This window comes from Sinomonas sp. RB5 (assembly GCF_054063535.1).
Genome location: NZ_JBSSGJ010000023.1, coordinates 24839 through 48874, shown reverse-complemented (window position 1 = coordinate 48874; position 24036 = coordinate 24839). Strand labels below are relative to the sequence as shown.

The 24036-nt window shown below is 71.4% G+C and carries 19 protein-coding genes; 6 read left to right on the top strand and 13 right to left on the bottom strand.

The window, feature by feature from the left end:
- Positions 1-12: 12 nt before the first annotated feature.
- A complete protein-coding gene (locus tag ACVWWH_RS19385) occupies positions 13-2532 on the top strand; it encodes a GcvT family protein (RefSeq protein WP_457317685.1) in 2520 nt (839 codons plus the stop codon).
- Between the two features lie 88 nt (positions 2533-2620).
- Here the strand turns inward: ACVWWH_RS19385 and ACVWWH_RS19380 are convergent, their stop codons facing one another.
- The 6 genes from ACVWWH_RS19380 to ACVWWH_RS19355 all read right to left on the bottom strand — a co-directional run bounded on the left by ACVWWH_RS19380 (position 2621) and on the right by ACVWWH_RS19355 (position 6939).
- The gene (locus ACVWWH_RS19380) at positions 2621-3265 is read right to left on the bottom strand and encodes a GntR family transcriptional regulator (RefSeq protein ID WP_066500414.1); all 645 of its coding nucleotides are present in this window, start codon (positions 3263-3265) and stop codon (positions 2621-2623) included.
- A 36-nt stretch (positions 3266-3301) separates the two neighbouring features.
- The gene (locus ACVWWH_RS19375; protein WP_457317684.1) at positions 3302-4882 is read right to left on the bottom strand and encodes a succinic semialdehyde dehydrogenase; all 1581 of its coding nucleotides are present in this window, start codon (positions 4880-4882) and stop codon (positions 3302-3304) included.
- A gap of 80 nt (positions 4883-4962) precedes the next feature.
- On the bottom strand, positions 4963-5292 hold the full coding sequence (locus ACVWWH_RS19370) for a hypothetical protein (protein WP_066500411.1): 330 nt from the start codon (positions 5290-5292) through the stop codon (positions 4963-4965).
- Between the two features lie 78 nt (positions 5293-5370).
- The gene (locus ACVWWH_RS19365; protein ID WP_457317683.1) at positions 5371-5673 is read right to left on the bottom strand and encodes a hypothetical protein; all 303 of its coding nucleotides are present in this window, start codon (positions 5671-5673) and stop codon (positions 5371-5373) included.
- Positions 5674-5721: 48 nt separating this feature from the next.
- The gene (locus tag ACVWWH_RS19360) at positions 5722-6024 is read right to left on the bottom strand and encodes a YciI family protein (RefSeq protein WP_066500394.1); all 303 of its coding nucleotides are present in this window, start codon (positions 6022-6024) and stop codon (positions 5722-5724) included.
- A gap of 69 nt (positions 6025-6093) precedes the next feature.
- Positions 6094-6939, bottom strand: coding sequence for an SDR family oxidoreductase (locus tag ACVWWH_RS19355; RefSeq protein WP_457317682.1), 846 nt, complete (start codon positions 6937-6939; stop codon positions 6094-6096).
- A gap of 88 nt (positions 6940-7027) precedes the next feature.
- Between ACVWWH_RS19355 and ACVWWH_RS19350 the strand changes: the two genes are divergently transcribed.
- Both ACVWWH_RS19350 and ACVWWH_RS19345 read left to right on the top strand, forming a co-directional pair.
- The gene (locus ACVWWH_RS19350) at positions 7028-7231 is read left to right on the top strand and encodes a hypothetical protein (RefSeq protein WP_141305605.1); all 204 of its coding nucleotides are present in this window, start codon (positions 7028-7030) and stop codon (positions 7229-7231) included.
- A gap of 95 nt (positions 7232-7326) precedes the next feature.
- Positions 7327-10449, top strand: coding sequence for a DUF3427 domain-containing protein (locus ACVWWH_RS19345; RefSeq protein WP_457317691.1), 3123 nt, complete (start codon positions 7327-7329; stop codon positions 10447-10449).
- A gap of 96 nt (positions 10450-10545) precedes the next feature.
- Here ACVWWH_RS19345 and ACVWWH_RS19340 read toward each other — a convergent pair whose 3' ends face one another.
- The 3 genes from ACVWWH_RS19340 to ACVWWH_RS19330 form a co-directional block, all read right to left on the bottom strand.
- The gene (locus ACVWWH_RS19340) at positions 10546-11748 is read right to left on the bottom strand and encodes a globin domain-containing protein (RefSeq protein WP_457317681.1); all 1203 of its coding nucleotides are present in this window, start codon (positions 11746-11748) and stop codon (positions 10546-10548) included.
- Positions 11749-11847: 99 nt separating this feature from the next.
- Complete coding sequence (locus ACVWWH_RS19335) at positions 11848-12381, bottom strand: DivIVA domain-containing protein (protein ID WP_457317680.1); 534 nt, start codon at positions 12379-12381, stop codon at positions 11848-11850.
- Complete coding sequence (locus ACVWWH_RS19330; protein WP_457317679.1) at positions 12378-13529, bottom strand: globin domain-containing protein; 1152 nt, start codon at positions 13527-13529, stop codon at positions 12378-12380. Before ACVWWH_RS19330 ends, ACVWWH_RS19335 begins: the two co-directional genes overlap by 4 nt.
- A gap of 281 nt (positions 13530-13810) precedes the next feature.
- Between ACVWWH_RS19330 and ACVWWH_RS19325 the strand changes: the two genes are divergently transcribed.
- Positions 13811-14701, top strand: coding sequence for a hypothetical protein (locus ACVWWH_RS19325; protein ID WP_141305604.1), 891 nt, complete (start codon positions 13811-13813; stop codon positions 14699-14701).
- A 63-nt stretch (positions 14702-14764) separates the two neighbouring features.
- Here the strand turns inward: ACVWWH_RS19325 and ACVWWH_RS19320 are convergent, their stop codons facing one another.
- Entirely contained in the window at positions 14765-16120 is a 1356-nt protein-coding gene (locus tag ACVWWH_RS19320; RefSeq protein ID WP_457317678.1) for an MFS transporter, read from the bottom strand.
- A 530-nt stretch (positions 16121-16650) separates the two neighbouring features.
- Between ACVWWH_RS19320 and ACVWWH_RS19315 the strand changes: the two genes are divergently transcribed.
- Positions 16651-16947 (top strand): hypothetical protein, encoded by a 297-nt coding sequence (locus ACVWWH_RS19315; RefSeq protein WP_457317677.1) that lies wholly within the window; start codon positions 16651-16653, stop codon positions 16945-16947.
- Positions 16874-17746, top strand: coding sequence for a phosphotransferase (locus ACVWWH_RS19310; protein WP_084249608.1), 873 nt, complete (start codon positions 16874-16876; stop codon positions 17744-17746). The genes ACVWWH_RS19315 and ACVWWH_RS19310 overlap by 74 nt, the downstream gene beginning before the upstream one ends.
- 235 nt (positions 17747-17981) lie before the next feature.
- On the opposite strand, the gene ACVWWH_RS19305 is transcribed toward ACVWWH_RS19310, so the two are convergent.
- The 3 genes from ACVWWH_RS19305 to ACVWWH_RS19295 all read right to left on the bottom strand — a co-directional run bounded on the left by ACVWWH_RS19305 (position 17982) and on the right by ACVWWH_RS19295 (position 24027).
- Positions 17982-19910, bottom strand: coding sequence for an FAD-binding monooxygenase (locus ACVWWH_RS19305; RefSeq protein ID WP_457317676.1), 1929 nt, complete (start codon positions 19908-19910; stop codon positions 17982-17984).
- A gap of 142 nt (positions 19911-20052) precedes the next feature.
- Complete coding sequence (locus ACVWWH_RS19300) at positions 20053-20829, bottom strand: IclR family transcriptional regulator (RefSeq protein ID WP_457317675.1); 777 nt, start codon at positions 20827-20829, stop codon at positions 20053-20055.
- 9 nt (positions 20830-20838) lie between these two features.
- Entirely contained in the window at positions 20839-24027 is a 3189-nt protein-coding gene (locus tag ACVWWH_RS19295; RefSeq protein ID WP_457317674.1) for a beta-phosphoglucomutase family hydrolase, read from the bottom strand.
- Between the last annotated feature and the right edge of the window lie 9 nt (positions 24028-24036).

The following is a 24036-nucleotide window of genomic DNA, read 5'->3' as shown; positions in this document are numbered from 1 at the left end:
AGGGAGCCCCTCATGCCTTCACCACGCGTTGTCATCATCGGAGCCGGGATCGTCGGCGCCAACCTCGCCGACGAGCTCACCGCCCGCGGCTGGACGGACATCACCGTGCTCGACAAGGGCCCGATCCCGCTGACGGGCGGCTCGACCTCGCACGCGCCGGGCCTGGTCTTCCAGACCAACTCCTCCAAGACCATGACCGAGTTCGCCGCCTACACCGGGCGCAAGCTCGCAGCCCTGAAGCGCCCGGGCTTCGCCGCGTTCAACCAGGTGGGCGGCCTCGAGATCGCCACGAGCGAGCGGCGGCTCGCCGAGCTCAAGCGCCGGCACGGGTGGGCCACCGCGTGGGGGGTCGAGGCACGGCTCGTGGACCCGGCCGAGGCCAAGGCCCTCCACCCGCTCATCGACGAGGACATCGTCCTGGGCGGCCTCCACCTGCCCGGCGACGGGCTCGCCTCGTCCGTGCTCGCCGTCGAGCTCCTGCGCGAGCGGGCCCAGGAGCGCGGCGCTACGTTCGTCGGCGGCGTGCAGGTCACGGGCATCGAGCGCGCGGGCGGCCGGGTCACCGGCGTCCGGACGGGCGAGGACGTGGTGCCGGCGGACATCGTCATCTCCGCCGCCGGATTCTGGGGCCCCGCGCTCGGCGAGCTCGTGGGCATGCGCGTGCCGCTCGTGCCGATGGCGCACCAGTACGTCAGGACCACCCCGGTGCGCGAGCTCGCCGAGCAGGCCGACGGCGTCGCCCTCGGCGGCAGCCATGTCCTCGGCACCGGCAACAGCGCGATGCTGCCGATCCTGCGCCACCAGGACGCGGGCCTGTACTTCCGCCAGCACGGGGAGTCCCTCGGCATCGGCTCCTACGACCACCGCCCCATCGCGGTGGGCTACGACGAGCTCCCCGCCGTGGACGGGAGCCAGATGGGCGAGCACTCGATGCCCTCGCGGCTCGACTTCACCCCCGAGGACTTCGAGCGGGCCTTCAAGGCCACCAAGCAGCTCCTGCCGGGCCTCGAGGGGGTCGGCATCGCCGACGCCTTCAACGGGATCTTCTCCTTCACCCCGGACGGCGGCTCCCTCGTGGGCGAGTCCCCCGAGGTGCGGGGCTTCTTCATCGCCGAGGCCGTGTGGGTCACCCACTCCGCCGGCGTCGCCAAGGCGGTCGCCGAGCTCCTCGTCGACGGACAGTCGGCCACCGACCTGCACGAGCTGGACGTGGCGCGGTTCGAGGAGATCCAGCTGACCGACGAGTACGTGCTGGAGACCTCGAAGCAGAGCTTCGTCGAGGTCTACGACATCAAGCACCCGCTCGAGCCCCGCCAGTCCCCGCGCGGGCTGCGCGTCTCGCCGTTCCACGCCCGCCAGCGCGAGCTCGGCGGCTTCTTCCTCGAGGCTGCCGGCTGGGAGCGCCCGCAGTGGTACGAGGCCAACCGCGGCCTCCTCGACACCCTCCCGGCCGAGTGGCAGGCCCCGGCCCGCGACGACTGGGCGGCCCAGTTCGACTCGCCCATCGCCGCGGCCGAGGCCCATGCGACCCGCACGAACGTGGCCATGTACGACATGACCGCGCTCAAGCGCCTCGAGGTCTCCGGCCCCGGCGCCCTGCGCCTCCTGCAGCGCCTGACGACCGGGCAGATCGACAAGAGCATCGGCTCGGTGACCTACACCCTCATGCTCACCGAGGCCGGCGGCATCCGCAGCGACCTGACCGTGGCCCGCATCAGCGAGGACCTCTTCCAGGTCGGCGCGAACGGCGGCCAGGACCTCGACTACCTCTCCCGCGAGGCCGCGGACCAGACCGCCGCGTCCCCGGCCGAGTGGGTCCAGGTCCGGGACACCACCGGGGGCACCTGCTGCGTCGGCGTGTGGGGCCCGCGCGCCCGGGACCTCGTCCAGCCGCTCACCCCCGCGGACCTGACCAACGAGGGCCTGAAGTACTTCCGGGCCGTGTCCACCACCATCGCGGGCATCCCGGTCCGCGTGATGCGACTGTCCTACGTGGGCGAGCTCGGCTGGGAGATCTACACCTCGGCCGAGTACGGCCAGCGGCTCTGGGACGCACTCTGGGGCGCGGGCCAGCCGTTCGGCGTCATCGCCGCCGGGCGCAGCGCCTTCAACAGCCTGCGCCTGGAGAAGGGCTACCGCTCGTGGGGCTCGGACATGACCACCGAGCATGACCCGGTCCAGGCCGGGCTCGAGTTCGCCGTGCGCCCCGCCAAGGGCGACTTCGTGGGCAAGGCCGCCTTCGAGGCCGCCTCCGGGGCGGCCCCCGCGCGCCGCCTGCGCTGCCTCACGGTCGACGACGGCACTTCCCTCGTCCTGGGCAAGGAGCCGGTCTTCATCGGCGGCGCCCCCGTGGGCTACGTGACGAGCGCGGCCTTCGGCCACACCGTCCGCAAGCCCGTGGCCTACGCCTGGCTGCCCGGCGAGGTCGCGGTCGGCGACTCGGTCGAGATCGACTACTTCGGCACCAGGATCCCCGCCACCGTCCAGGCCGAGCCTCTCGTCGACCCGGAGATGGCGAAGATCCGCGCCTGACCCGTCCCAGCACGAGAAGCGGGCCCCGCCCCACCCGGAACCTGACCGGGCGAGGCGGGGCCCGCCGTCGTGCGCTGAAGAAAGGGCGTCAGAGGGCGGCGCGGACCAGGTCCTCGAAGTGCGTCACGTGCTCCTCGGCGAGCTTGGCCGCGCGCTCCGGATCGCCGTCGATGATGGCATTCACGAGCTCGGCGTGCTCGTGCACGTTGCCGGTGATCGGCGCGAGGCCCGCCAGCACGAAGTTCCACATCCGCTGGGAGAGGCTGAAGTACTGGATGAGCGTGGCCTCGACGTACGTATTGCGCATGGTCGCGTAGATGGCCCGGTGGATGCGCTCGTCGAGGGCCATCGCATCCTGGTTGGACCTCACGCCGTCGTGGGAGAGCTCCTCCAGGCACCCCCGGAGGACTACCCGGTCGTCGTCCGTCACGTGCTCGGCGGCCCGGCGCGCGGCGAAGGCCTCGAGCACCCGGCGCGCGTCCGAGATGGCGCGCAGGTCCTTGATGTTCACCTCGGAGATGATGGTGCCCCGGCGCGGGTAGACCGTCAGCAGCCGGTCGGACTCGAGCCGCTTGACCGCCTCGCGCATCGGGGTCCGGCCCACGCCGAGCTCCCGCATGAGCGACTCCTCGTCCACGGCCGACCCCGGCGGCAGGCGCATGTCGATGATCCGCTCGCGCAGCTCAGCGTACGCATGCTCGGCGAGTGTGCGGCCGGCGCTCTTGCTTCCCATACCACAGATATATCAGATACCGGGCGCGGCCACGCGTCAGCGGAAGCGGTTCAGCACGCGCACGGCGGCGGTGAGGAGGTCCGCGTACCGCTCGTTGGACATCCCCGGCAGAGGTGCGAAGCGCAGCAGCCGCTGCACGGCGACGGTCTGCGCCTCGGTGTACTTCAACAGGCCCTCGGCCCCGTGCCGTCGCCCCACCCCCGAGCCCTTCCACCCGCCCATGGGCGCGGCATGGGACCCCCAGGACGCTGCGTAGCCCTCGTTGACGTTGACCGTGCCGGCCTCGAGGCGCGCCCCGAGCTCCGCGCCGCGAGCGGGCCGGGTCCACAGGCTTGCGTTGAGCCCCAGCGCGCTGTCGTTGGCCCGCGCGATCGCCTCCTCGTCCGAGGCCACCGGGTAGACCGCCACGACCGGGCCGAAGGTCTCCTCCCGGCACAGGGCAGCGCTCTCGGGCACGTCGGAGAGCACGGTGGGGTCGAAGAAGTACGGGCCCAGCTCGGGCCGGGCCGTGCCGCCGGCCAGGATCCGGGCACCGCGGGCCACCGCGTCCTCGAGGTGGGCCCGGACCTTCTCCAGCTGGGCCTCGGAGATCAGCGAGCCCATCTCCGCGTCCCAGCCCGCTCCGGCGGCCACGCGCATGCGCCCCACCTCGCCCAGGAACGCCTCGGTGAACTGCGTCCTGACGGCCTCGTGCACGTAGATCCGCTCGGGGCCGATGCACAGCTGCCCGGCGTTGGCGAAGCACGCCCGCGCGGCGCCGGCCGCGGCGGCCGGGATGTCCGCGTCGGCGAGGACGATGAGGGGGTTCTTCCCGCCCAGCTCCGCCGAGAAGCCGATGAGCCGCTCGCCGCAGCGAGCCGCGACCTTCCGCCCAGTCGCACTGGAGCCGGTGAACATGATGTAGTCCGCGGCCTCCACCAGTGCGGGGCCGGCCTCGTCCCGCGGGCCGACCACGACTTGGGCCAGCCCGTCGGGCAGGCCGGCCTCGCGCAGGAGGGAGAGGGTGAGCAGCGCGCTGAAGGGCGTCTTCTCGTCCGGCTTGATCACCACGGCGTTGCCGGCGAGGAGGGCGGGCACGGAGTCGCTCGCCGGGAGCGTGAACGGGTAGTTCCACGGGGTGATGACACCGACCGCGCCCTTGGGGTGGCGGCGCTCGGTGGTCTGGGTGAACACGGGGAACGCCCCGCCGCGCCGGCGCGGCCGCAGCAGCCCGGGGGCGGCGTGGGCGTAGTACGCGGCGGTGCGGGAGACGTCCATGACCTCCTCGAGCGCGGCGAGCCGGGCCTTGCCGGTCTCGGCCTCGATGACGTCGAGGATCTCATCGCGCCGATCCAGCACGAGCGAGGCGAAGCGGCGGGCGACGGCGGCCCGCGCCGTCGCGGGCATCCTCGCCCAGGCCTTCTGGGCGGCGCGGGCCCGGGTCACGGCCGCCGCGATCTCGGCTGCGGAGGCCTGGCGCACGACGCCGAGTGGCCGGCCGTCGCTGGGGGCGGTCACCTCGTGCTCCGGGCCGGTGCCGGTGGCCAGGGCGGCGAGGCTGGCGAGGGCCGCGGCCGCGGCCCCGGAGGAAGGCGAGAGGTGCGCGGAGGGGGCGGGCGTCGTCGTCCGGGAGGTCATGCACACGAGGGTAGCGCCGCGGGCCCCGCGGATGCTACTGGTCGGTAACTAACGGTCTCGCGGGTCTGGGCGCCGCGGGTCTAGAAGAGCGGTCCCCAGTCGGCGATCGGGATGTAGACGAAGGCTGCGATGGCCGCCGCCGTCAGGGCCACCGCGAGCATGAGCACCAGTTCCGAGCGCTCCCCGAGGAGGACGGCCACCCAGTGGGCTCCCGCGATGAAGGCGGTGGTGAGGGCAATGGCGAACAGGAGGTAGCTGCCGGCGTCCGAGGCGGGAACGCCGAGCACGCTGACGGCCGCCTCTGCGGCCACGAAGCCGAGGATGGGGGAGGCCACGATCAGGCCGAGGGAGAAGAGGGCATTCCGTCCGCGGCGCGTCGTGGGCCGCCAGCCGTGGAATCGCCGCGTCACGGTCTCGAGCCTCCTTCATGGACGCCGGGTCCGCGCGGTGGAGGCGGACCGATAGAGCTTACCCGCCCGGGCGGGCGCTCAGACCTCGAGGCACTCGTTGATCTGGATGGTGGCGCCGAGGGCGAGGAACGGGTGGTCTTTCAGGAGCGCCCGTACCTCGGAGGCCGAGCGGGCCTCGACGATCGAGTATCCGTCCACTTCCATCTGGGCGCCGGGTTCGCCCCTGGCGAGCTGGCCCACCACGAACAGCGGCGCGCCGAAGTCCACCATCGCCGCCCCGAGGGCCTTCTCCGCCCACGCCCGGAAGTCGCGCCGCTCCCCGGCCACCTCGTCCATCTCGGGGTAGGGCAGGTCGTGGTACGTGATGAGGAAGCGCGTCATGGGAGGCTCCTTCCGCTGCTCGGCTGCTCGGCGCCGGCCCGGCCCGGGTCAGAGCTCGACGCACTCGTTGATCTGGATGGTCCCGCCGCGGGCGAGGTAGGGGTGGTCTGCGAGCAGCGCCCGCGCATCCGCGAGGTCGCGGGCCTCGATGATCGTGTAGCCGTCGATCTGCACGGCGTCCGTGGCCTGGCCGTCCGAGAGCTGGCCGCCGAGCAGCAGGGGCGTACCGAAGTCCACGAGGGCGCTCCCGAGGGACTTCTCCGTCCATTCGCGCAGCGCGCGCCGCAGGGGCTCGATGACCTCGCGCTCGGGGTAGGGCATGCCGTGGTAGGTGATGAGGAAGCGAGTCATGGCCGATCCTTCCGCCGCTCCTGCCGTAACCGTACCGCTGGCGCGGAGCCGCCAGAAGGGCACATTCGCCTACCGCGCCAGGAGCACCTCTCTGAGGCTCATCGGCCGGCGTCCGGTGATGGTCTCGACGTCGTCGCTGACGTGCTCCATCTCCCCGGCGGCGATCGCGGTGTAGGTCGAGACCCAGGCCTCGTACTGCCAGTCCGGGGCCGGCCACTTCCTGCGGGACTCGTAGGCCTCGGCGACCGTCTCGTTGTGGAAGGTAACGGTGCGGCCGCGGACGGCGGAGATCACGTGCGCGATCTGGGCCATGGTGAGGGCCTCCGGGCCGGTGAGCGTGTAGGTGACCCCGGCATGGGCTTCCGGGTCGAGGAGCACGGCGGCGGCGCAGCAGGCCACGTCGGCCTGGGCCACCACCGCGGCGGCGCCGTTGCCCGCGGGGCCGCGGAGCACGCCGTCGTCCCCCACCATGCCCTCGAGGAAGTCGGCGTAGAGGCAGTCCCGCAGGAAGGTGTAGGCGAGGCCCGCGGACTTGATGTGCTCCTCGGTGGCGAAGTGGTCCCGGGCGAGGGTGAACGTCGCGTCCGGGGCGGCGCCCATGAACGAGGTGTAGACCAGGTGCCGCACCCCGGCGGCCGCGGCGGCGTCGATGAAGCTGCGGTGCTCGTCGAGGCGCGTCTCGCTCTCCCGGCCGGAGACCATGAGCAGCGTCTCGACGCCCTCGAGCGAGCGCTCGCAGAGGTTCCCGTCGGCGTAGTCGGCGGGACGCACGACGGCGCGCGGCAGGTCGGGTGCCTTCGCCGGGTCCCGGGGGAGCAGCACCAGGGGCTCGCCGCGCTCGGAGAGGAGCCGGGCCACGTGGCCTCCGATGGCGCCGGTGACGCCGGTGATGCCGAGGGTGGGGGAGCCGTCCATGGCTCCGAGCGTAGCCCGGGAGGCGGCCGTGGGCGACGACGAGGAGCGCCATCTCCCCAAGGGCGCACAGCGGGTCTACAGTGTCGCCATGACTGAGCAGCGCGACACCGGCGAAGAGCCGGCGGAGGACGAGGTCGAGTACCCTTCACGCCAGGAGGCCGACGGCCCCCGGGACTCCGGCGATGACGCCAACGCCCTCCGCTTCACCGAGGAGGAGCAGCTCATCCACGAGCAGATCCGCCGGCACCGCGAGGAGGCGGAGCGGAAGAAGAAGGCCGCAGGGCAGGGGTAGCGCGCTCTGCACTGCGGGTGAGCTCACCCAAGAATGTCGGACTCAGCCAATAGGCTGAGGGCGTGAGCGATAGTGGGGGAATCGACGACGGCGGTCTGCCGGACGGTCTGTATGAAACGCTGCGGACCGAAGCGCTCCAAAGGCGCGTTGTGGCCTTGCGGCCAGGGCGGACGACGACATTCGAGGGAATCCCCGAAGCCGATGTGCCCGAGGTCCTCGCGCGGCATATCGGGAATGTGGTTCGCGAACGGCTCGCCTCTGAGCGAGCCGAAGACCGGATTGCCACCGCCAATCGGCTGCTCGCCTCGATATCGGGCCCCGAAGCGGCGGACATCGTCCTCGAGGGACCGACGCTCCTTCACGCCGTCTACGACTCGACCGATGTGCGGCGCCGCGAGCTGCGCCGTCCGAGCACTCCTTTCAGCGATGCCGCCCTTCTGACGGCAAGCCACGAAGACCCGAATCTCGCCCACGAACTGCGCCGCGAAATCGAGTCCGCAAGTTCAGTGGACCTGATCTGTGCCTTCATCAAATGGCGCGGGCTGAGGCTCCTCGAGTCTGAATTGCGCGAGCTCAAGGACCGCGGAACCCGATTCCGTGTGATCACGACGACGTACATGGGGGCCACCGAACGCCAGGCCATTGACGAGCTGGTGCGTCGCTACGGCGCCGAAGTGCGGATCAATTACGAGACGAATGCCACGAGGCTCCACGCCAAGGCGTGGCTGTTCCGCCGCGTGACCGGATTCGACACGGCCTACGTCGGCAGTTCCAACCTCAGCCAGCCTGCACTTCTGGACGGTCTCGAATGGAACGTGCGACTTTCCGGAATCGGCACGCCCCGCCTCCTGCAGAAGTTCCAGATAACGTTCGACTCGTACTGGGAGGACAGGCGATTCGTTCCGTACGATCCCGACCGTGATGGCGCGCGCCTCGATGAAGCCCTCCGCCGCTCAGGCAGCAAGGAACGGCGGCGGGACCTCGGGCCGACAGGGCTTGACGTTGTTCCCTACCTCCACCAGCAGGAAATGCTGGACGACCTCGAGTCCGAACGGTCCAAGGGGTACCACCGGAACCTGCTCGTGGCGGCAACCGGCACCGGCAAGACCGTAGTGGCGGCCCTCGACTACACACGGCTCGCCCAGGGGCGTCCCGAGAAGCCGACCCTGCTCTTCGTCGCCCACCGCAGGGAAATTCTCGAGCAGTCTCTCGCCACCTACCGTCGCGTGCTCAATGACGGAAGCTTCGGCGAACTCCTCGTCGGGCGGGAGAAGCCCCGCGAGTGGCGCCACGTCTTCGCTTCCGTGCAGTCTCTCGATTCAGACCTTCTCCAGTCCCTCGGACCCGGCGCCTTCGAGATCGTCGTGATCGACGAGTTCCACCACGCCGCGGCACCCACCTACCGCCGCCTCCTTGAGCAGTTGGAACCGAGCGAGCTCCTCGGTCTCACGGCGACTCCCGAGCGCGGTGATGGCGTCAGCGTTGCCCACGAGTATTTCGGCGGCCGGACTGCAAGCGAAATAAGGCTGTGGGACGCGCTCGGCGAGGATCTCCTCGTTCCCTTCCACTACTTCGGCATTGCAGACGACGTGGACCTGTCGCGGGTCGAATGGCGGCGCGGAAGCTATGACCTGAACCAGCTGGATGCGCTGTACACCGGGAACGACGCCCGGGCAGCCAAGGTCATCGAAGCGCTGCGCGACAAGGTCCTCAGCACTGCGGACATGAGGGCCATCGGCTTCTGTGTCTCGGTGCAGCACGCGCAGTACATGGCCCGGGTGTTCACTCGGGCCGGGATCGACTCCCTTGCGGTCTCCGGCTCGACCCCGGACGAGGAGCGCGCGGAAGCCCTCCGGAAGCTGCGCGATCGCGAGGTCAACTGCCTCTTCGCCGTCGACCTCTTCAATGAGGGCCTCGACGTGCCGGAGATCGACACCATTCTGCTGCTGAGACCGACGCAGAGCGCGACGGTCTTCCTTCAGCAGCTGGGCCGAGGGCTACGCCGGGCCGAAGGAAAAGCAGTTCTCACGGTGCTCGATTTCATCGGCCAGCAACACCGGGCCTTCAGATTCGACGCCAAGTACCGTGCGCTGCTCGGCGTCGGGCGCAAGCGGCTCGGGCAGGAGGTCGAAGAGGAGTTCCCCTCCCTTCCCTCCGGCTGCCAACTCCAGCTCGACCGCGTGGCCCAAGGCATCGTCCTCGACAACATCAGGTCCCAGCTGCGCCTCACCCGGCGGGCCGTCATGGAAGACATCCGCTCCCATGGGACGACAGACCTTGCCGTCTACCTTCGCGAATCCGGGACCGACTTGCGTGAGCTGTACAGGGGAACCCGCGACTCGTGGACAGGATACCTGCGGACGGCACAACTCATCAGTCCCGATTCCGTCCTCGAGCAACGCATCGCAACGAAGCTCGTCAGCAGTGCGAGTGAAGCCGAGCAGCAGATTCTGCGGAAGGTCTCCCGGTTCCTCCACGTAGACGACCTGGAACGCGCGAAGGCCTACACATCGCTTCTCCAGCCGGACGCCCCGCGCCTCGAGGACCTGGGAGTGCGAGAGCGGCTCTTCGCCCGGATGCTCTACTTCAACCTCGAATTGCAGGGGCAATTCGGTACGGAGGACTCCGCCATCGATGCGGGACTCGATTTCGTTCGCAGCTTCCGCTGGGCACGCGCCGAGATCGAGCAGATCGTGGCCATCGCCGCCGATGCTGCGAGGCACACCCCCAGGGCGCTCGGGCTGGAACTCGCTCACCTTCCGATCCAGTCCCATGCCACGTACTCGCGCCAGGAACTGCTGGCGGCATTTCGGCTTGCTGGGAACCGGATTGCCAATCACCGTGAAGGCGTGGCCTGGTGCCCGGAGACCGGGGTCGATGCCTTCCTGGTCACGCTCGAGAAGGATGAGCGGGACCATTCACCGACAACGCTCTACAAGGACTACGCCGTGAGTCCAGAATTGTTCCATTGGGAATCGCAGAGCTCGACGACGTCTGCGTCGCCCGTCGGGCGGCGCTACCTGTCAGGGGAATCGCACGTCGTGCTCTTTGCCCGCCAAGCCGCCGAAGACGAACGGGGCATGACCCAGCAGTACACGTGCCTCGGAACGGCTCGCTACGTCAGCCATTCCGGCGAGAAGCCGATTGCCATTACCTGGAAGCTCCACCGCCCGATGCCGGCCGACGTGTTCGCCGTCGCGAACGCCGTGGCGGTCTAGAACCTCAGCTCCCGCGCTGGCCGCTGACTGTCCCCGTACGGCACGGCGGCCCGCACCGGAAAGGTGCGGGCCGCCGTCGTGCGTCGGGGTGCGCTGCTACTCGGTGTCTGCCTGCCAGAGGTCGGGGCCGAACACCTCGTACTGGATCTTCTTGGCGGGGGTGCCGCGGCCGATCAGCTGGCTGCGCACGGCCTTCATGAAGGGCAGCGGGCCGCACAGGTAGTAGGTCGCATCCGCGGGGAGCCCGACTGCGCTGAGGTCCATGAAGCCCTCGTGCTCGCCGGCTGCGAGCTCCCGCCCGGGCTGCTCGTACCACGCCTCCAGGCTTGCGTTCGGCAGGGACCCGAGGTCCCGGGAGACCTGGTCGCGCAGCGGGAAGCTCTCCGGCGAGGTGCCGGCGTGCAGGAACAGCACCTCGCGCTGGGAGCCCTGGCCCGCGAGGTGGCTGAGCATGCCGGCGAACGGGGTGACGCCGATGCCAGCGCTGGCGAACACCACGGGACCGTCGCCCTCGGCGAGGACCACGTCCCCGAACGGTGCGGAGAGGATGACCTCGTCGCCCACCTCGAGGGAGTCGTGGATGAGGGTCGAGACCTCGCCTGCCGGACGCCCGGCCTCGTGGACCCGCTTGACGGCGAAGGTGCGGTGGTGGCCGTCGTCGGCCCGGGTGAGGCTGTACTGGCGGGGCTGGTGCAGCTGGTCCTCCGTGGGCATCTGGACCGTGACGTACTGGCCCGGCCGGGACGGGTAGACGTCGCGCTCGTCGGTCCGCTCGACCACGATCGAGACGACGTCGTCCGTCTCGGGCCGCTTCTCGACCACACGCCACGTGCGCCAGATGTTCTCCGGCTGGCCGCCGAAGTCCGCGTACAGCCCCCGCTCGAGGTTGATCAGGGTGTTGGCCATGAGCCAGTACACCTCGTCCCAGGCGGCGGCGACCTCGGGCGTGACGGCCTCGCCGAGCACATCCGCGATGGCCCAGAAGAGGTGCTCGTGGACCACCTCGTACTGCTTGGGGGTCACGGCGAGGGCGGCGTGCTTGTGGCTGATGCGGGAGAGCAGGGCCTCGGGCACCTCGCCCGGGCGTTCCAGAAGCATGGAGGCATAGGCGGCAACGGAACCGGCGAGGGCCTGCTGCTGCTGGCCGTCCGCCTGGTTCCCGCGGTTGAACACGCCGTTGAACAGCTCCGGGTGGGCCTGGAAGAGGTGGTCGTAGAAGCGCTGGGCGATCGTCTGGATGTTCTCCCCGACGGCGGGGAGGGTCGCCTTGATGATGGGCGCGGAGGTTTCAGAGAGCATGCTGGGTTACTCCTCACGGGCACCATGGAGGGGCGCCCTCGGGGCGGAACGGGGGTGGGCGGCTGGGGTCGGCGGGCGGACGGGGGAGAAGAGGGAAGGTCAGCGGGGAGTCTGGTCCTGGGAGCTGCCGAGCGCCCGCTGCGCGCCGGGGACGTCGCCGAGCCGGTCGACCTGGGCTGCGAGGGCATCGATGACCGCGCGGAGCTGGACCTGGGCGACCTTGGTGTAGGTGCGGACGTACTCGATCTCGTCGATCGGGGTGTGGTACTCGGGACCCCCCGCAGGCGCGGCGGGCGCGGCGGCCGGTGCCTGGTTCCCGGCAGCCTGCTCGGCGCGCCGGAGGATCTCGCTGTACTGCGTGCGGGCGCTGGCCACGAGGTCCTTGGAGTACTGTTCGGCTTCCGCGACGAACTTCTCGGCCAGGACCTGGGCCTGGCTGATGATCCTGACCATCTCCTCCTTCCCGGCCGTCTCCCGGGCCTCGAGCTGGACGCGGTCGGCGTCCAGCTGGTCCGAGACGGCCTGGAGGAAGCGGCGCACCGCCTGGGGGTCGTAGCCGTACTCCACCTGGTGGAAGGTGGCGGTGCGGACGTCGGACGGGCTGATCCGGGTTCCGTTCGTGGTGGTGCTCATCGTGTCCCTTCTAGCTGCTCTTCTCCGGTGGGTGAGGAATTGTCCTCGACGCCGGTGTAGTCCTCGTACCGGATGTCGCCGCGGGGCACTCCCGCTCCGACGAGTTCGCCGACGGTGTGGGAGACCATGGCGCCCGAGCCGCACACCAGCGCCAGGCGCCCCGCGGCGGACGGGTGCGAGGCTGCGGCGGCGCCGACCCAGCCGCGGTAGCCGGGAAAGGTCGCGTCGTCCGAGACGACCGGGTGGAAGGAGAACCACGGCTCGCGGGCGGCAAGGTCCGCGAGCCGCGCCTCGTCGTAGAGGTTCCAGGGCACACGGGCGCCGTGGAAGAGGTCCACGCGCGGCCCGGAGCCGTCCTGGCGCCACCTGGCCGCAACGCCGTCGAGGACGGCAGAGAGCGGTGCGAGGCCGGTGCCGCCGGCCACCAGCAGGAGGTCGCGGCCGCCGTCGGCAGTGAGCTGTTCGCCCACTGGCGCGCCGACCCGGATCACGTCGCCGGGGGAAGTCTTGCGCACGGCCGCCGTGCTGAAGAGGCCGCCGGGGACGAGCTGGACGTGGAACTCGACGGTGCCGTCGGGCCGGGGCGCGTTCGCCGGGCTCAGGTAGCGCCACGTACGGGGCAGTGCAGGGACCTCCACAGCGACGGACTGGCCCGGGACATAGGTGAAGTCCTGGGGAAGGCGCACCTGCAGGACGGCGACGTCGAGGCTGCGGCGGTCGACGGCGGTCACCTCGCCCTCCCACCACGGCGGCGTCTCGTCCGAGGCGTCCTCGGCGGCGATCACCATGACCTTGGCGATGATGCCGTAGGCCTGAGCCCAGTCCTTGGCGACCGCGTCGGTCCATTCGGCGCCGACGAAGCGCTGAAGCGTCGCAAGGAACGAGGACCCGACCATCGAGTAGTGCTCGGGGATGACCGAGAAGCGCCGGTGGTCCCGGCCGAGCTGGCGCACGAACTCGCCCACGTTGTCGATCCGGTCGACATGGCTGATGATGTGGCCCAGGGCCGCGAACAGCTTGTCCCGCTGGGCGCCCATCGCCACGGGGAACATCTCCCGGAGTTCGGGGTGGTGCGCGAAGAGGTGCGAGTAGAAGTACAGCGGGACGTCGTCCCCCAGACCGGCCGCGATCGACCACGTCCGCTTCAAGGCCCCCGAATCCACGTAGCCGTCCCTTCTGCGCTGTGCGCGCGGTGCCTGCATCGGTCGAAATGGCCCCTTCGAGCCAAGCCCCCCATGCAGCCAAGGGCCGCCACCGCAGAAAACTACACGCCTTGGATACCCAATTCCAGTCGGGGGGACGGCCGGGCGATTCCAGTGGCACATCGTGAGCGGGACGTGGGAGGCTGGGTGTTTTGCCCGACCCACCACGCCGTCATCCGGCGCCTCCTTGGTTGACCCTGCCCCGCGTGCCCCGGGAGGATTGATGGATGCCTACCACTCCACCGGGCCTGACCCTGGCACTGCGGCTCGTCGGCGAGGGCGTCCCCGACGGGCTCGCCGCCGTGCTCGCCGAGGCCTGCGCCGTTCCGCCCGGCCGCCGCACCGGCGAGGCCGCCGGCTGCGTCCTGGACCAGGCCGGGGCGCTCCGCGTGGTCGAGCTGCTCGAGGGGCAGCTGGGTCCGCAGGTGACGACCCGGGATGCCGTGGTCGCGCTGCTCGGCGCCGGCGCGGTGCTGTTCGGGGCGGAGGAGTCGGCACGCCTCGTGCTGCGGCACATGCCCGCCGCCGAGCAGGCGCTCGAGGAGATGGCGCAGGAATCCGAGGAGGCGGCCTGGGACGACCCGCTGCTGTCCGTGGAGGCCAAGGCCGAGCCGCTGATGATGCGCGCAGCGCTCGAGCTCGCCGCGGCGTCGGATCCGCACTTCAACCGCGAGCTGTACATGGACGAGTCGGTCCTGCTGCCCGGGTTCATGATCGTCCCGCAGGGCAACGCCGACTCGGTCGAGCTCAACGGCGCGCTCGTGAGCACGCCGGGCGGCTTCGTCTTCGTCCTCAGCGACGGCCTGCTCTCCGCGGAGACCGCCGGCCTCCTGCCCGTGGAGCGGCTCGGGAAGGGCGCGCAGGAGTTCCTGCTGGGCCAGATCAGCGCCGCGGTGTTCCTCGTGCCGGACTCGGTCGAGGAGGTGGAGGCGGGGGAGGGAACGGAACTGGGCCGGTCCCCGGACGGCGAGCTGTACGCCCACTTCGAGGTGCCCCCGCGCGGGGTGGTCAGCATCGGCCTGGTCTACTCGCACTGGCCCGCGAGCCGGCAGGAGGTCCTGCTGCGGCGGTTCGAGACCGTCATGGGGCGCGTCGAGGAGGCCCTGCAGGCGGCGTGACGCAGTGGCGGCCCCGCACCCAAAAGGTGCGGGGCCGCCGTCGTGCGTCGGAGGGTGCGCCGGTCAGTCCTCGGCGGCGACCGTCACGGCAGGGGCGGGGATCGGCTCGATCCTGCCCATGAGGAGCAGATACGAGGCCAGGCCGCCCACGAGGGCGACGCCGCCGATGATGAACGCGTAGACGAAGTGGCCGGTGGCGTCGACGATGAAGCCGGTGACGATCGGCGCGGCGACGCCCGCGAGCAGGTTCACGCAGTTGACGATCGCGGCGAGGGAGCCGGCGCTGCCCTCCGGGGCGATCAGGGCCGGCAGGGAGTTGCTCGTCACGTACACGAGCGCGATCCCGGCGCTGCCGATGGCGATCCACGTGATCGCCACGATCGGGGAGTTGCTGAACGCGGCGCCCACCGTGAAGAGGGCCACGATCATCCCGGCGACGAGCACGCCCTTGCGGACCTTGTCCGCGTTCGCGCCGCGGCCGATCACGCGGTCCACCCACCAGCCGCCGATCGTCAGCTCGGAGACGAACATGGCCAGGGCCGGGACGGCGGCGTAGATGCCGCTCTGCAGCACGCTCTGGTTCATGCTCGTCTGCATGTAGCCCGGCAGCCAGGTCAGCAGCATCCACAGCACGTAGCCGGCGCCGGCCAGGCCCAGCGACAGCCCCCAGACCTTGCGCTGGCGCAGGAGGTAGGCGATGGTCGACCAGTCGCTCGCGGGGCGCACGTCCTCGCTCGTCGCGCCGCCGTCGATGATGTAGCGGTACTCCTCGGCCGAGAGCGAGCCCTTGGACAGCTTGTGCTTCGGTCCGGTGTAGCGCCAGAGGAAGGCGCCCAGGAACACGAGGGAGAGGACGGCCTGGAGCCAGAAGGCCTCGCGCCAGCCCCAGGTGGCGACGGTGAAGGCGATGAGCGGCAGGCCGAGGACGTTGGCCAGACGCGTCCCGCTGTCGAAGATTGCGGTGCACAGGCCCCGCTCGTGCCGCGGGAACCAGAGCCCGGTGGCCTTCATCGCGCCGGGGAAGGCAGGGGCCTCCGCGACGCCGAGGAAGACGCGGGCGAGGACGATCACCCAGGCGCCGGAGGCGACCGCCGTCAGGACCGAGGCCACGGTCCACAGCACGGCGCTGGCACCCCAGACCTTCTTGACGCCGAAGCGGTCCAGCAGCATGCCGGAGGGGATCTGCATGATCGCGTAGGACCACAGGAAGGCCGAGGAGAGGACTCCGAACTCGATCGCGGTGAGGCCGAACTCCTTGGTGAGGGGGCCCTGCGTGACCGAGATCGAGAGGCGGTCCACGTAGTTGATGAGGATGCCGAAGCCCATCAGCAGCGCGATGCTCCAGCGGGCCTTGCCACGCGGGCGCACCGCCTTGACCGCAGGCTCGTGGTGGGTGTTCTTGGATGCTTGAGACAGCAAAGGAAGCTCCTGGGCAATGAAGAGGGGGACTCACTGCACGAAGCCGGGCGTGGTGCGCTCCGGCCCGTGCGCGGCAGGCCCGCCGTGGCGGTGCCGCCGATGGTCAGCTGCGGTGGAGTGCTCTGCGTCGAACGTGGCGTCAGGCGAGACCGATGGGCGGCCGCGGACGGCCCATCGGTATCGGACGTCCACGGACGATCAGAGTCTGGGGAAGGCGGCGACGTTGCCGGCGCTTCCCGGCGCGCACCGAACTCGCCTTCAGCGCGGCGCCAGCAGAGGGATTCATCGGATTGCCATTTCTGTGTCGGTGGGGCCGCCGAGTGAGCTGCCTCACGGTCCGGATTGGTATACCCAGAGTAGGACCCTCACTTAGGATTTCGCAAGAAGAAATTTGGATTTCACAAGGTGGAAATATTCGCCGGTCATCACACCGCCTCTGGCCTCCCGCGCTGCGCCGTCCGTAGGCTTGGCCCCAGGCGCCCGGCGAGCCGCCGGGATGCCACCCACGCACGGCGAAGGGGCTGGCACAGATGACCAAGACGCACGTCCATGAGTCACACCGGATCTCCGACCACGAGCACGGAGACGGCTGCGGCCACGAGGCGGTGGAGCACGGCGGCCACGTCGACTACGTGCACGACGACCACCGCCACTTCCTCCACGGAGACCACTACGACGAGCATGAGCACGTCGCCGAGCACAGCGCCCAGGACCACCGGCACGGGCCCGGCTGCGGCCACGAGGAGATCCAGCATGGCGACCACGTCGACTACGTCCACGACGGCCACAAGCACGCCCAGCACGAGCACCACTACGACGAGCACTGAGGAGGTCCCGCTCGCCGGCGGGGACGTCACCGAGGGGATCGTGCGCGTGGGGGACACGGTGCGCCGGCCCCTCGGGCCGCATTCGCCGCTCGTCCACGCCGTCCTGGCGCACCTCGAGGCCGTGGGGTTCGCGGGCTCCCCGCGGTTCCGGGGCCTCGACGGGCGCGGCCGGGAGGTGCTCACCTTCATCGAGGGCGAGGTTGCCGGGCGCCCGCACCCTCCATGGCTCGCCGACGATTCCCGGCTCGCCTCGGTGGCGCGCCTCCTGCGGGCGTACGACGACGCCGTGGCCGGCTTCGCGCCCCCGGCGCACCTCCTCGAGCCGGTCGCCCCGCCGGAGCTGCCCGGCATGCCGCCGGAGCCGGATGCGGCCCCGGAGCTGATCGGGCACCTGGACATCACGCCCGAGAACGTGGTGTTCCGCGGCGGCGAGGCCGTGGCCCTCATCGACTTCGACCTGGTCCGCCCGGCCACCCGCGTCGACGAGGTCGTGAACCTGTGCCTCCATTGGGCGCCCTTGGCTCCCGAGCGGGACCGCAGCGACGCGCTCAGGCGAGTCGACGCCGTCGTGCGCACCCGCCTCGTGGCGGACGCCTACGGGCTCGACGGCGCCGGCCGCGCCCGTCTCGTCCCCACGGCCGTGCGGCGGACCGAGCGGTCCTGGCACCTCATGCGCCACCGCGCCCAGACGCTCGGGGGCGGCTGGGCGCGGATGTGGGACGACGGGGTGGGGGAGAAGATCCAGCGCCGGCTTGCCTGGCTCGAGGCCGAGGGGGAGCGGATCAGCGCGGCGCTCTAGCCATCGATCCGCGCTGTAGCCACCGCCCTGCTCCCCTCGCCCCTGCCCTCCGACCTTGAGGGGTCTGTAACAGCCCCATTGCGGGGTCACGTCCTGCACCTTGAGGGGTCACGGCCGGCGCTTTGCGGGGCCATTGTCAGGACCTTGACTCCTTGAGGAGGACGCGGAGGTGACTCCCCAACGCCGCGGAGGTGACTCCTCAAGGGCGCGGAGGTGACTCCTCGAGGGTGGGCACTCAGACCCGCGCGGGCTGCGGCGCCGGCAGCAGGATCCCGTCGAAGAACCCCGCGAGCTCGGCGTGGGCGTCGAGCGGGAGGACCTGGGCCACGTACTGGTCAGGGCGGACCACTACGATCGCGCCGCGCTCGCGGTCGATCCCGCGCTCGTCGAAGATGTCCCGGCCGGCCTTGAGGTCCGGGGCGAACATCTTCTCGTAGTCCACCAGCCCGAACCGGCCCTTGCGCGGCTTGAGGAACTCAGGCAGTTTCTCCACCGCGAGGTCCCGGTGGCCCTGCTGGAACACCGCGCGCACGTCGAACACCACGTCGGGATCGGCGCCGTCCGGCGTGAAGCGCCGCACCGGCGACTCGGGGGACTCGGCGAGGAAGCGGCAGAACCGGGCAATGCCGGACTCGGCGGAATGCGGGTCGCCGGCGCCGGCGAACGCATAGATCCGCCACCGCCCGTCCGCGCGGGCCACGTGCCCGAGCCCGATCTCCTTCGCGTCCGCCACCCGGACCACCGGCGCCGAGTAGAACCGCTGCCCGACCGGGAAGGCCGCCGCGGCCGACTGGTGCTCGCCCGAGCCCGTCAGGGCCCCGGGCGCGTACTCGGTCGCGAAGCCGGCCGTGAAGCGGCCCGCCTCGGTGAAGATGCGCTGCTTCTCCGCGGCGTCCACCCCGCCGGCCTCGGGACGGTCCGGGTTCTTGGGCCTGGCCGCCATCATGGTGGAGAAGCGCAGGTCGAAGTCGATCAGCTCCTGCGCGATCGCGCGCCGCTCCCCGGCGTATGTGTCCAGGAGCGACTCCGGGCTGCGCCCCTCGAGCACCGCCGCGAGCTTCCAGCCCAGGTTGAAGCCGTCCTGCATCGAGACGTTCATCCCCTGGCCCGCCTTGGCGCTGTGGGTGTGGCAGGCGTCCCCGGCGATGAACACGCGCGGGGTGCGCGAGCCGCGCTCGGCGTCGGGCACGTCGTCGAACCGGTCCGCGATCCGCTGCCCCACCTCGTACACGGACCACCACGCGGTGTCCTTGACCTCGAGGGTGTACGGGTGCAGGACCTTCTGCGCCGCCTCGACGATCGACTCGCGGGTGAACCGCTTCCTGGCCTCGCGGTCGCCCGGCTCGAGGTCGCCGAGGTCCACGTAGAAGCGGACCAGGTAGCCGCCCTCACGGGGGATGATGAGGATATTGCCGCCGGACGGTCCCTGGATCACGGACTTGAGCCGGATGTCCGGGAAGTCCGTCACCGCGAGCACGTCCATGACGCCCCACGCGTGGTTGCGCGCATCGCCGCGCAGTTCGATCCCGAGCGACTTCCGGACCGCCGACCGGGCGCCGTCGCATCCCACCACATACTTCGCGCGCACGACGGCGGTGTGCCCGCCCTCGCGCCGCAGCGTCACCTTCACGGGGTGGTCGCCGCCCTCGGGCAGGACCTCGACGTCGGTGGCCTCGAGCCCGTAGTCCGGCACGAGCCGGGAGGGCGAGGTGCGCATCTTCTCGAGGAGGTAGTCCTGCATGCGGGCCTGGTTGACGATCACGTGCGGGTACTCGGACAGGCCCTCCGCCACGTCCTGGATGCGGCCGGTGCGGGCAATCCCGCTGCCCGCCGGTCCCCAGAAGGCGGTCTCGTTGACCCAGTAGGCCTCGCGGAGGAGCTTCTCGGAGAGGCCGAACGCGGTGAACATCTCCACCGTGCGGCACGCGACGCCGTCGGCCTGACCGAGCTCGAGGGGGCCGTTCCTGCGCTCCACGACGCGGGTGGTGATGCCCGGGAACTCGGCGAGCTGGGCAGCGAGGACCACGCCCGCGGGGCCCGTGCCGACCACGAGCACGTCCACCTCCTCCGGCAGTGCGCCGCTGCCGGCGGCCGGCTCGAGGCCGGGGGCCGCGGGTCGCTCTTCGGGGTCTCCGGGACGGTAGCCGTCAAGGTAGAACTGCACAGACGCTCCTCGTTGCTCGCTAGCGGTTCTGGTCGGCCCCGCGGGCGGCACTGCCCGCGGGGCCCTGCTTCGAGGGTAGTGACAGGTATCACGGAAGGACCCTGTCCATTCTGTTGTGCAGAATCGATGCGCCTGAGACGGCTTAGATTGCGAAGTCGCGCTGGAGCGCTGCGCACGCGGCCCGCAGCGGCGCGACCGTCTCGGGCCGCTCGAGGGCGGCGGCCCGGGAGATCGGGGCGCTGAGCGTCACGGCGAGCGTGCCGGGCCGTTCCGGCAGCGCGAGTGCCACGCCCACCGCGGCGATCTCCGGCTCGGTCCGGCCCAGGTTGCGCGAGTACCCCCGCGCCCGGGTCTCGGCGAGCTCGCGTCGGAGGTCCGCGAGCTCGGCAGGGGCGAGGGCGTGGCCGCCCAGCTGCGCACCCCGGCCCGTGTACAGCTGCTCCACCACCGCATCGGGCAGGGCCGCCAGGGCCGCGAGGCCGCCCGAGGAGGTCAGGGCCGGGAGCACCGTGCCCGTGCGGTCCCCGACCCGCAGGAGCTGCGGGCCCTCGGCCGAGAAGAGGAAGCGCACGGAGGCGCCCACGCGCTCCACGAGGTTCACGGTCTCCCGGCTCTGCACCGCGAGGGCCTCGAGGTGGGGGCGGGCCGTCGCGACGAGGCCGCGCACGTGGCGCTGCGCGGGCCCGGCGGCGAGGCTGGGGCCGGCGGTGTAGCGGCGCTGGTCGTCCTGGAGCGCGAAGCCGCGGAACACGAGGGTGGACATGAGCCGGTGGGCGGTCGAGGGGGCCACCCCGAGCTCGCGTGCCGCCTCGGCGATCCGCAGCCACTCGCGCTCCTGCAGCAGCAGGAGGATCCGCAGCGCGTTGTCCACCGACTCGACAGCGTACTCCGGCCGCTTCACGATCCGCGTGTTCTGCATAGCAGAAGGCTAGAGGGTGGGCGCCCCCTCGGCGAGAGGCACAAGCCTGAACCGGTGCGCGGCGCCCGGGTGGAGCAGGGCCTCGTCGGCGCCCACCCGGACGCGGACAGGTGCGGCGTCGCCGGGTGCCGAGACCACCTCGAGGGCCTCGTGGGTGAGGCTGACATCCAGGAGCTGGTCCCGGTAGCGAACCCGGAACGAGACCGAGCGGACTTCCCGCGGCAGCCGCGGGGCGAAGACGAGGTCGTTGCCCGTCAGGCGAAGGCCCGCGAAGCTGCGCTGGACCACGTCGATCGAGCCCGCCATGGCGCCCAAGTGGATGCCCGTCTGGGTCGTGCCGCCCTGGGTGTCGTCGAGGTCGGCATCGAGGACCTCGCGGAACGTCTCCCACGCCCGCTCGGGGTCCCTGCGGGCCAGCACCGAGGCGTGTGCCACGCGGCTGAGGGTCGAGCCGTGCGCGGTACGGGCGAGGTAGTAGTCCACGGCCCGGTCCAGCTGCTCCGCCGTGACGGTGTAGCCCAGGCGTGCCAGTACGGCGAGCAGCTCCTCCTCGCCGAGGAGGTAGAGCAGCATGAGGGTGTCGGCCTGCTTGGCGAGCCGGTAGCGGTTGGTGGTGTCCCCCTCGGCCTCGAGGATCAGGTCGAGCCGCTCGATGTTGTGGTATTTCTCCCGGTACGCCTCCCAGTCCAGCTCCTCGAGGTCCTCGTAGCCGGCGAACTGGCTGATGATCCCGCCGTCGTGGAACGGCACCGACATGCGCCTGCTGAGGTGCTCCCAGCGCCGGACCTCCTCCGGGTCGATCGCGAGCCGCGCCACGAGGTCTTCCCGGTCGTGGCCCGCGACGATATCGAGGATCCGGCAGGCCTGCTGGCAGGTCCATGCGGCCATGACGTTCGTGTAGGCGTTGTCGTCGAGCCCAGGCGTGTCCCGGTCCGGGTAGCCGGTGTGGTACTCGTCCGGTCCCATGACGCCGCGCACGTGGAAGCGGTCCTCGGCGGCCTCCTGCTCCGCGAGCGAGGCGAACAGCCTGGCCACCTCGACCACGAGCTCCGCGCCGTGCCGCAGCAGCCAGAAGCGGTCCTGGGTCGCCTCGAAGTACTGCCAGGCGCTGAATGCGACGGCCAGCCCCACGTGCCGCTGCAGCCGCGAGACGTCCGGGATCCAGTGCCCCGAGCGGCGGTTGAACAGCCATCGCGGCGTCTCCTCCCGCCCGTCGCTCCCGCTCTGCCACGGGAACAGCGCGCCCTTGAGCCCAGCCGTGGCCGCCGCGAGCCTCGCTGCCGGCAGCCGCCGCCACCGGTAGGCGATGAGCGAGCGGGACACAGCCGGGATCCGGGACGTGATCAGCGGCAGCACGAACAGCTCGTCCCAGAACACGTGCCCGCGGTAGCCCTCGCCGTGCAGGCCGCGGGCGGGCACGCCCACGTCCAGCTCGGTGACGAAGGGCGAGAGAGTCTGAAGCAGGTGGAACACGTGCAGGTTGACCACTGGCTGGACGTCCGGGGCCGCGTCGATCGCCACCGTGAACAGCCGCCGCACGCGTTCCCACACCAGGCCGTGGGCTGCGAGCAGCTCGTCGAACCCGCCCCGGCACCGGTCGAGCACCGCGGCGGCCCCCGTCCGGGGCGAGGAGACGGCGCGGTCCCGCGAGGTCGCATAGGCGGCCGTCTTGACCACGCGCACGGGCACCCCGTCGTGGAGCGCGAGGGCGAACTGGCGGTAGTGCAGGCCGCCCACCTGGCCGCCGGTCGATCCGGCGGGCACGCGCCCGTCCACCGTGTGGCGCACGGCCACGGCGATCCGGACCCCGCTCTGCAGCGTCTCGGCCTCGATCACGACGCCGGCCTCCGCCTCCGCCTCACTGTCGCCGCCCGCGGGGGTCGCGTCGCGCAGGTGCCGGCGGGCCAGGAGGGCGTCCTCGAGCACGTTCTCGTTCGCCACGTCCACGTCCACCCCGCTGCGGACCTCCGCCTGCCCGCTCCAGCCTTGGGCGGTGACCGTGGTCTCGAGGGCCATGAGCTGCTGCTCCGCCATCGAGACGAACCGCCGCTGCTGGACGCGGAGCCGCCGCCCGGCGTCGTCCTCGAGGTCCACCTCGCGGCGCAGCAGCGCGGCACCGAGGTCCAGCACGCGGCGCTCGCGGCGGACCGTGAGGCCGCCCCGCGACCACCACTCGCCCCCGGCGACCCGCAGGTCCACGGGGAGCCAGTTGGGGGCGTTGACCAGGTGCTCGTCCTCGGTCTCCTGGTCCTGGACCAGATTCACCACCCGGTTGTACACACCGCTGAGGTACGTCCCCGGGTACCCCGTGCCGCCACGGATCGACTCCGGGGCGGCCCCGCGCACGCCGATGTACCCGTTGCCGAGGGTGGTCAGGGCCTCCCGGTGGCCCTCGTGCCCGGCGTCGAAGCCCTCGTAGACGAGCGTCCAGGGATCCGCGAGCACGAGGCCCAAGTCCAGCTCGCCGACGTCGCGGAGCACGAGGTCGGCGCCCGCGTCCTCGAGCTCGGCCCGCCGCCCGCCCCGGTCGATCCCCACGACGAGCCCGAACCCGCCCCGCCGGCCGGCCTGCACCCCGGCCACGGCGTCCTCGATGACCACCGCCCGGGGCGGATCCACCCCCAGCCGACGGGCGGCCTCGAGGAAGAGGGCCGGATCCGGCTTGCCCGGGAGCCCGAGCTCTGCCGCCTCGTTCCCGTCCAGGACGAGGCTGAACGCATCCTGGAGGTGGGCCGCCTCGAGCACCGGACGGGCGTTGCGGCTCGAGGTCGCCAGCGCCACGGGGATGCGCCCGGCGCGCAGCCTGGCCACGAGGTCGGCGGACTCGGGGAAGACCTCCACCCCGGACGCCGCGAGGCGCCGCGCGAAGAGCTCGTTCTTGCGGGCCGCGAGCCCGTGCACAGTCCACGCCCCGGGTGCGTCCCGTTCGTCCCCGGCGGGCAGGGTGATGCCGCGCGCGGCCAGGAAGGCGGAGACCCCCTCCTCGCGGGGGCGCCCGTCCACGTACTCGAAGTAGTCCTCATGCCGGAACGGGCCGGTGTCGGCGCCGGCGCCCACGCGCGGGTCCCGCAGGACCGCGTCGAAGAGCTCCCGCCAGGCGGCCTCGTGCGCGGCGGCCGTGTCCGTGACGACGCCGTCGAGGTCGAAGATGACCGCGTTGAACGGCGGCTGGATCGCTTCCACCGTGGGGGACCGCATGGCCCATGC

Coding starts and splice junctions, on each gene's coding strand:
- ACVWWH_RS19385 (WP_457317685.1), top strand. CDS start 13: ATGCCTTCACCACGCGTTGTCATCATCGGAGCCGGGATCGTCGGCGCC.
- ACVWWH_RS19380 (WP_066500414.1), bottom strand. CDS start 3,265: ATGGGAAGCAAGAGCGCCGGCCGCACACTCGCCGAGCATGCGTACGCT.
- ACVWWH_RS19375 (WP_457317684.1), bottom strand. CDS start 4,882: ATGACCTCCCGGACGACGACGCCCGCCCCCTCCGCGCACCTCTCGCCT.
- ACVWWH_RS19365 (WP_457317683.1), bottom strand. CDS start 5,673: ATGACGCGCTTCCTCATCACGTACCACGACCTGCCCTACCCCGAGATG.
- ACVWWH_RS19360 (WP_066500394.1), bottom strand. CDS start 6,024: ATGACTCGCTTCCTCATCACCTACCACGGCATGCCCTACCCCGAGCGC.
- ACVWWH_RS19355 (WP_457317682.1), bottom strand. CDS start 6,939: ATGGACGGCTCCCCCACCCTCGGCATCACCGGCGTCACCGGCGCCATC.
- ACVWWH_RS19350 (WP_141305605.1), top strand. CDS start 7,028: ATGACTGAGCAGCGCGACACCGGCGAAGAGCCGGCGGAGGACGAGGTC.
- ACVWWH_RS19340 (WP_457317681.1), bottom strand. CDS start 11,748: ATGCTCTCTGAAACCTCCGCGCCCATCATCAAGGCGACCCTCCCCGCC.
- ACVWWH_RS19335 (WP_457317680.1), bottom strand. CDS start 12,381: ATGAGCACCACCACGAACGGAACCCGGATCAGCCCGTCCGACGTCCGC.
- ACVWWH_RS19325 (WP_141305604.1), top strand. CDS start 13,811: ATGCCTACCACTCCACCGGGCCTGACCCTGGCACTGCGGCTCGTCGGC.
- ACVWWH_RS19315 (WP_457317677.1), top strand. CDS start 16,651: ATGACCAAGACGCACGTCCATGAGTCACACCGGATCTCCGACCACGAG.
- ACVWWH_RS19310 (WP_084249608.1), top strand. CDS start 16,874: ATGGCGACCACGTCGACTACGTCCACGACGGCCACAAGCACGCCCAGC.
- ACVWWH_RS19300 (WP_457317675.1), bottom strand. CDS start 20,829: ATGCAGAACACGCGGATCGTGAAGCGGCCGGAGTACGCTGTCGAGTCG.
- ACVWWH_RS19295 (WP_457317674.1), bottom strand. CDS start 24,027: ATGCGGTCCCCCACGGTGGAAGCGATCCAGCCGCCGTTCAACGCGGTC.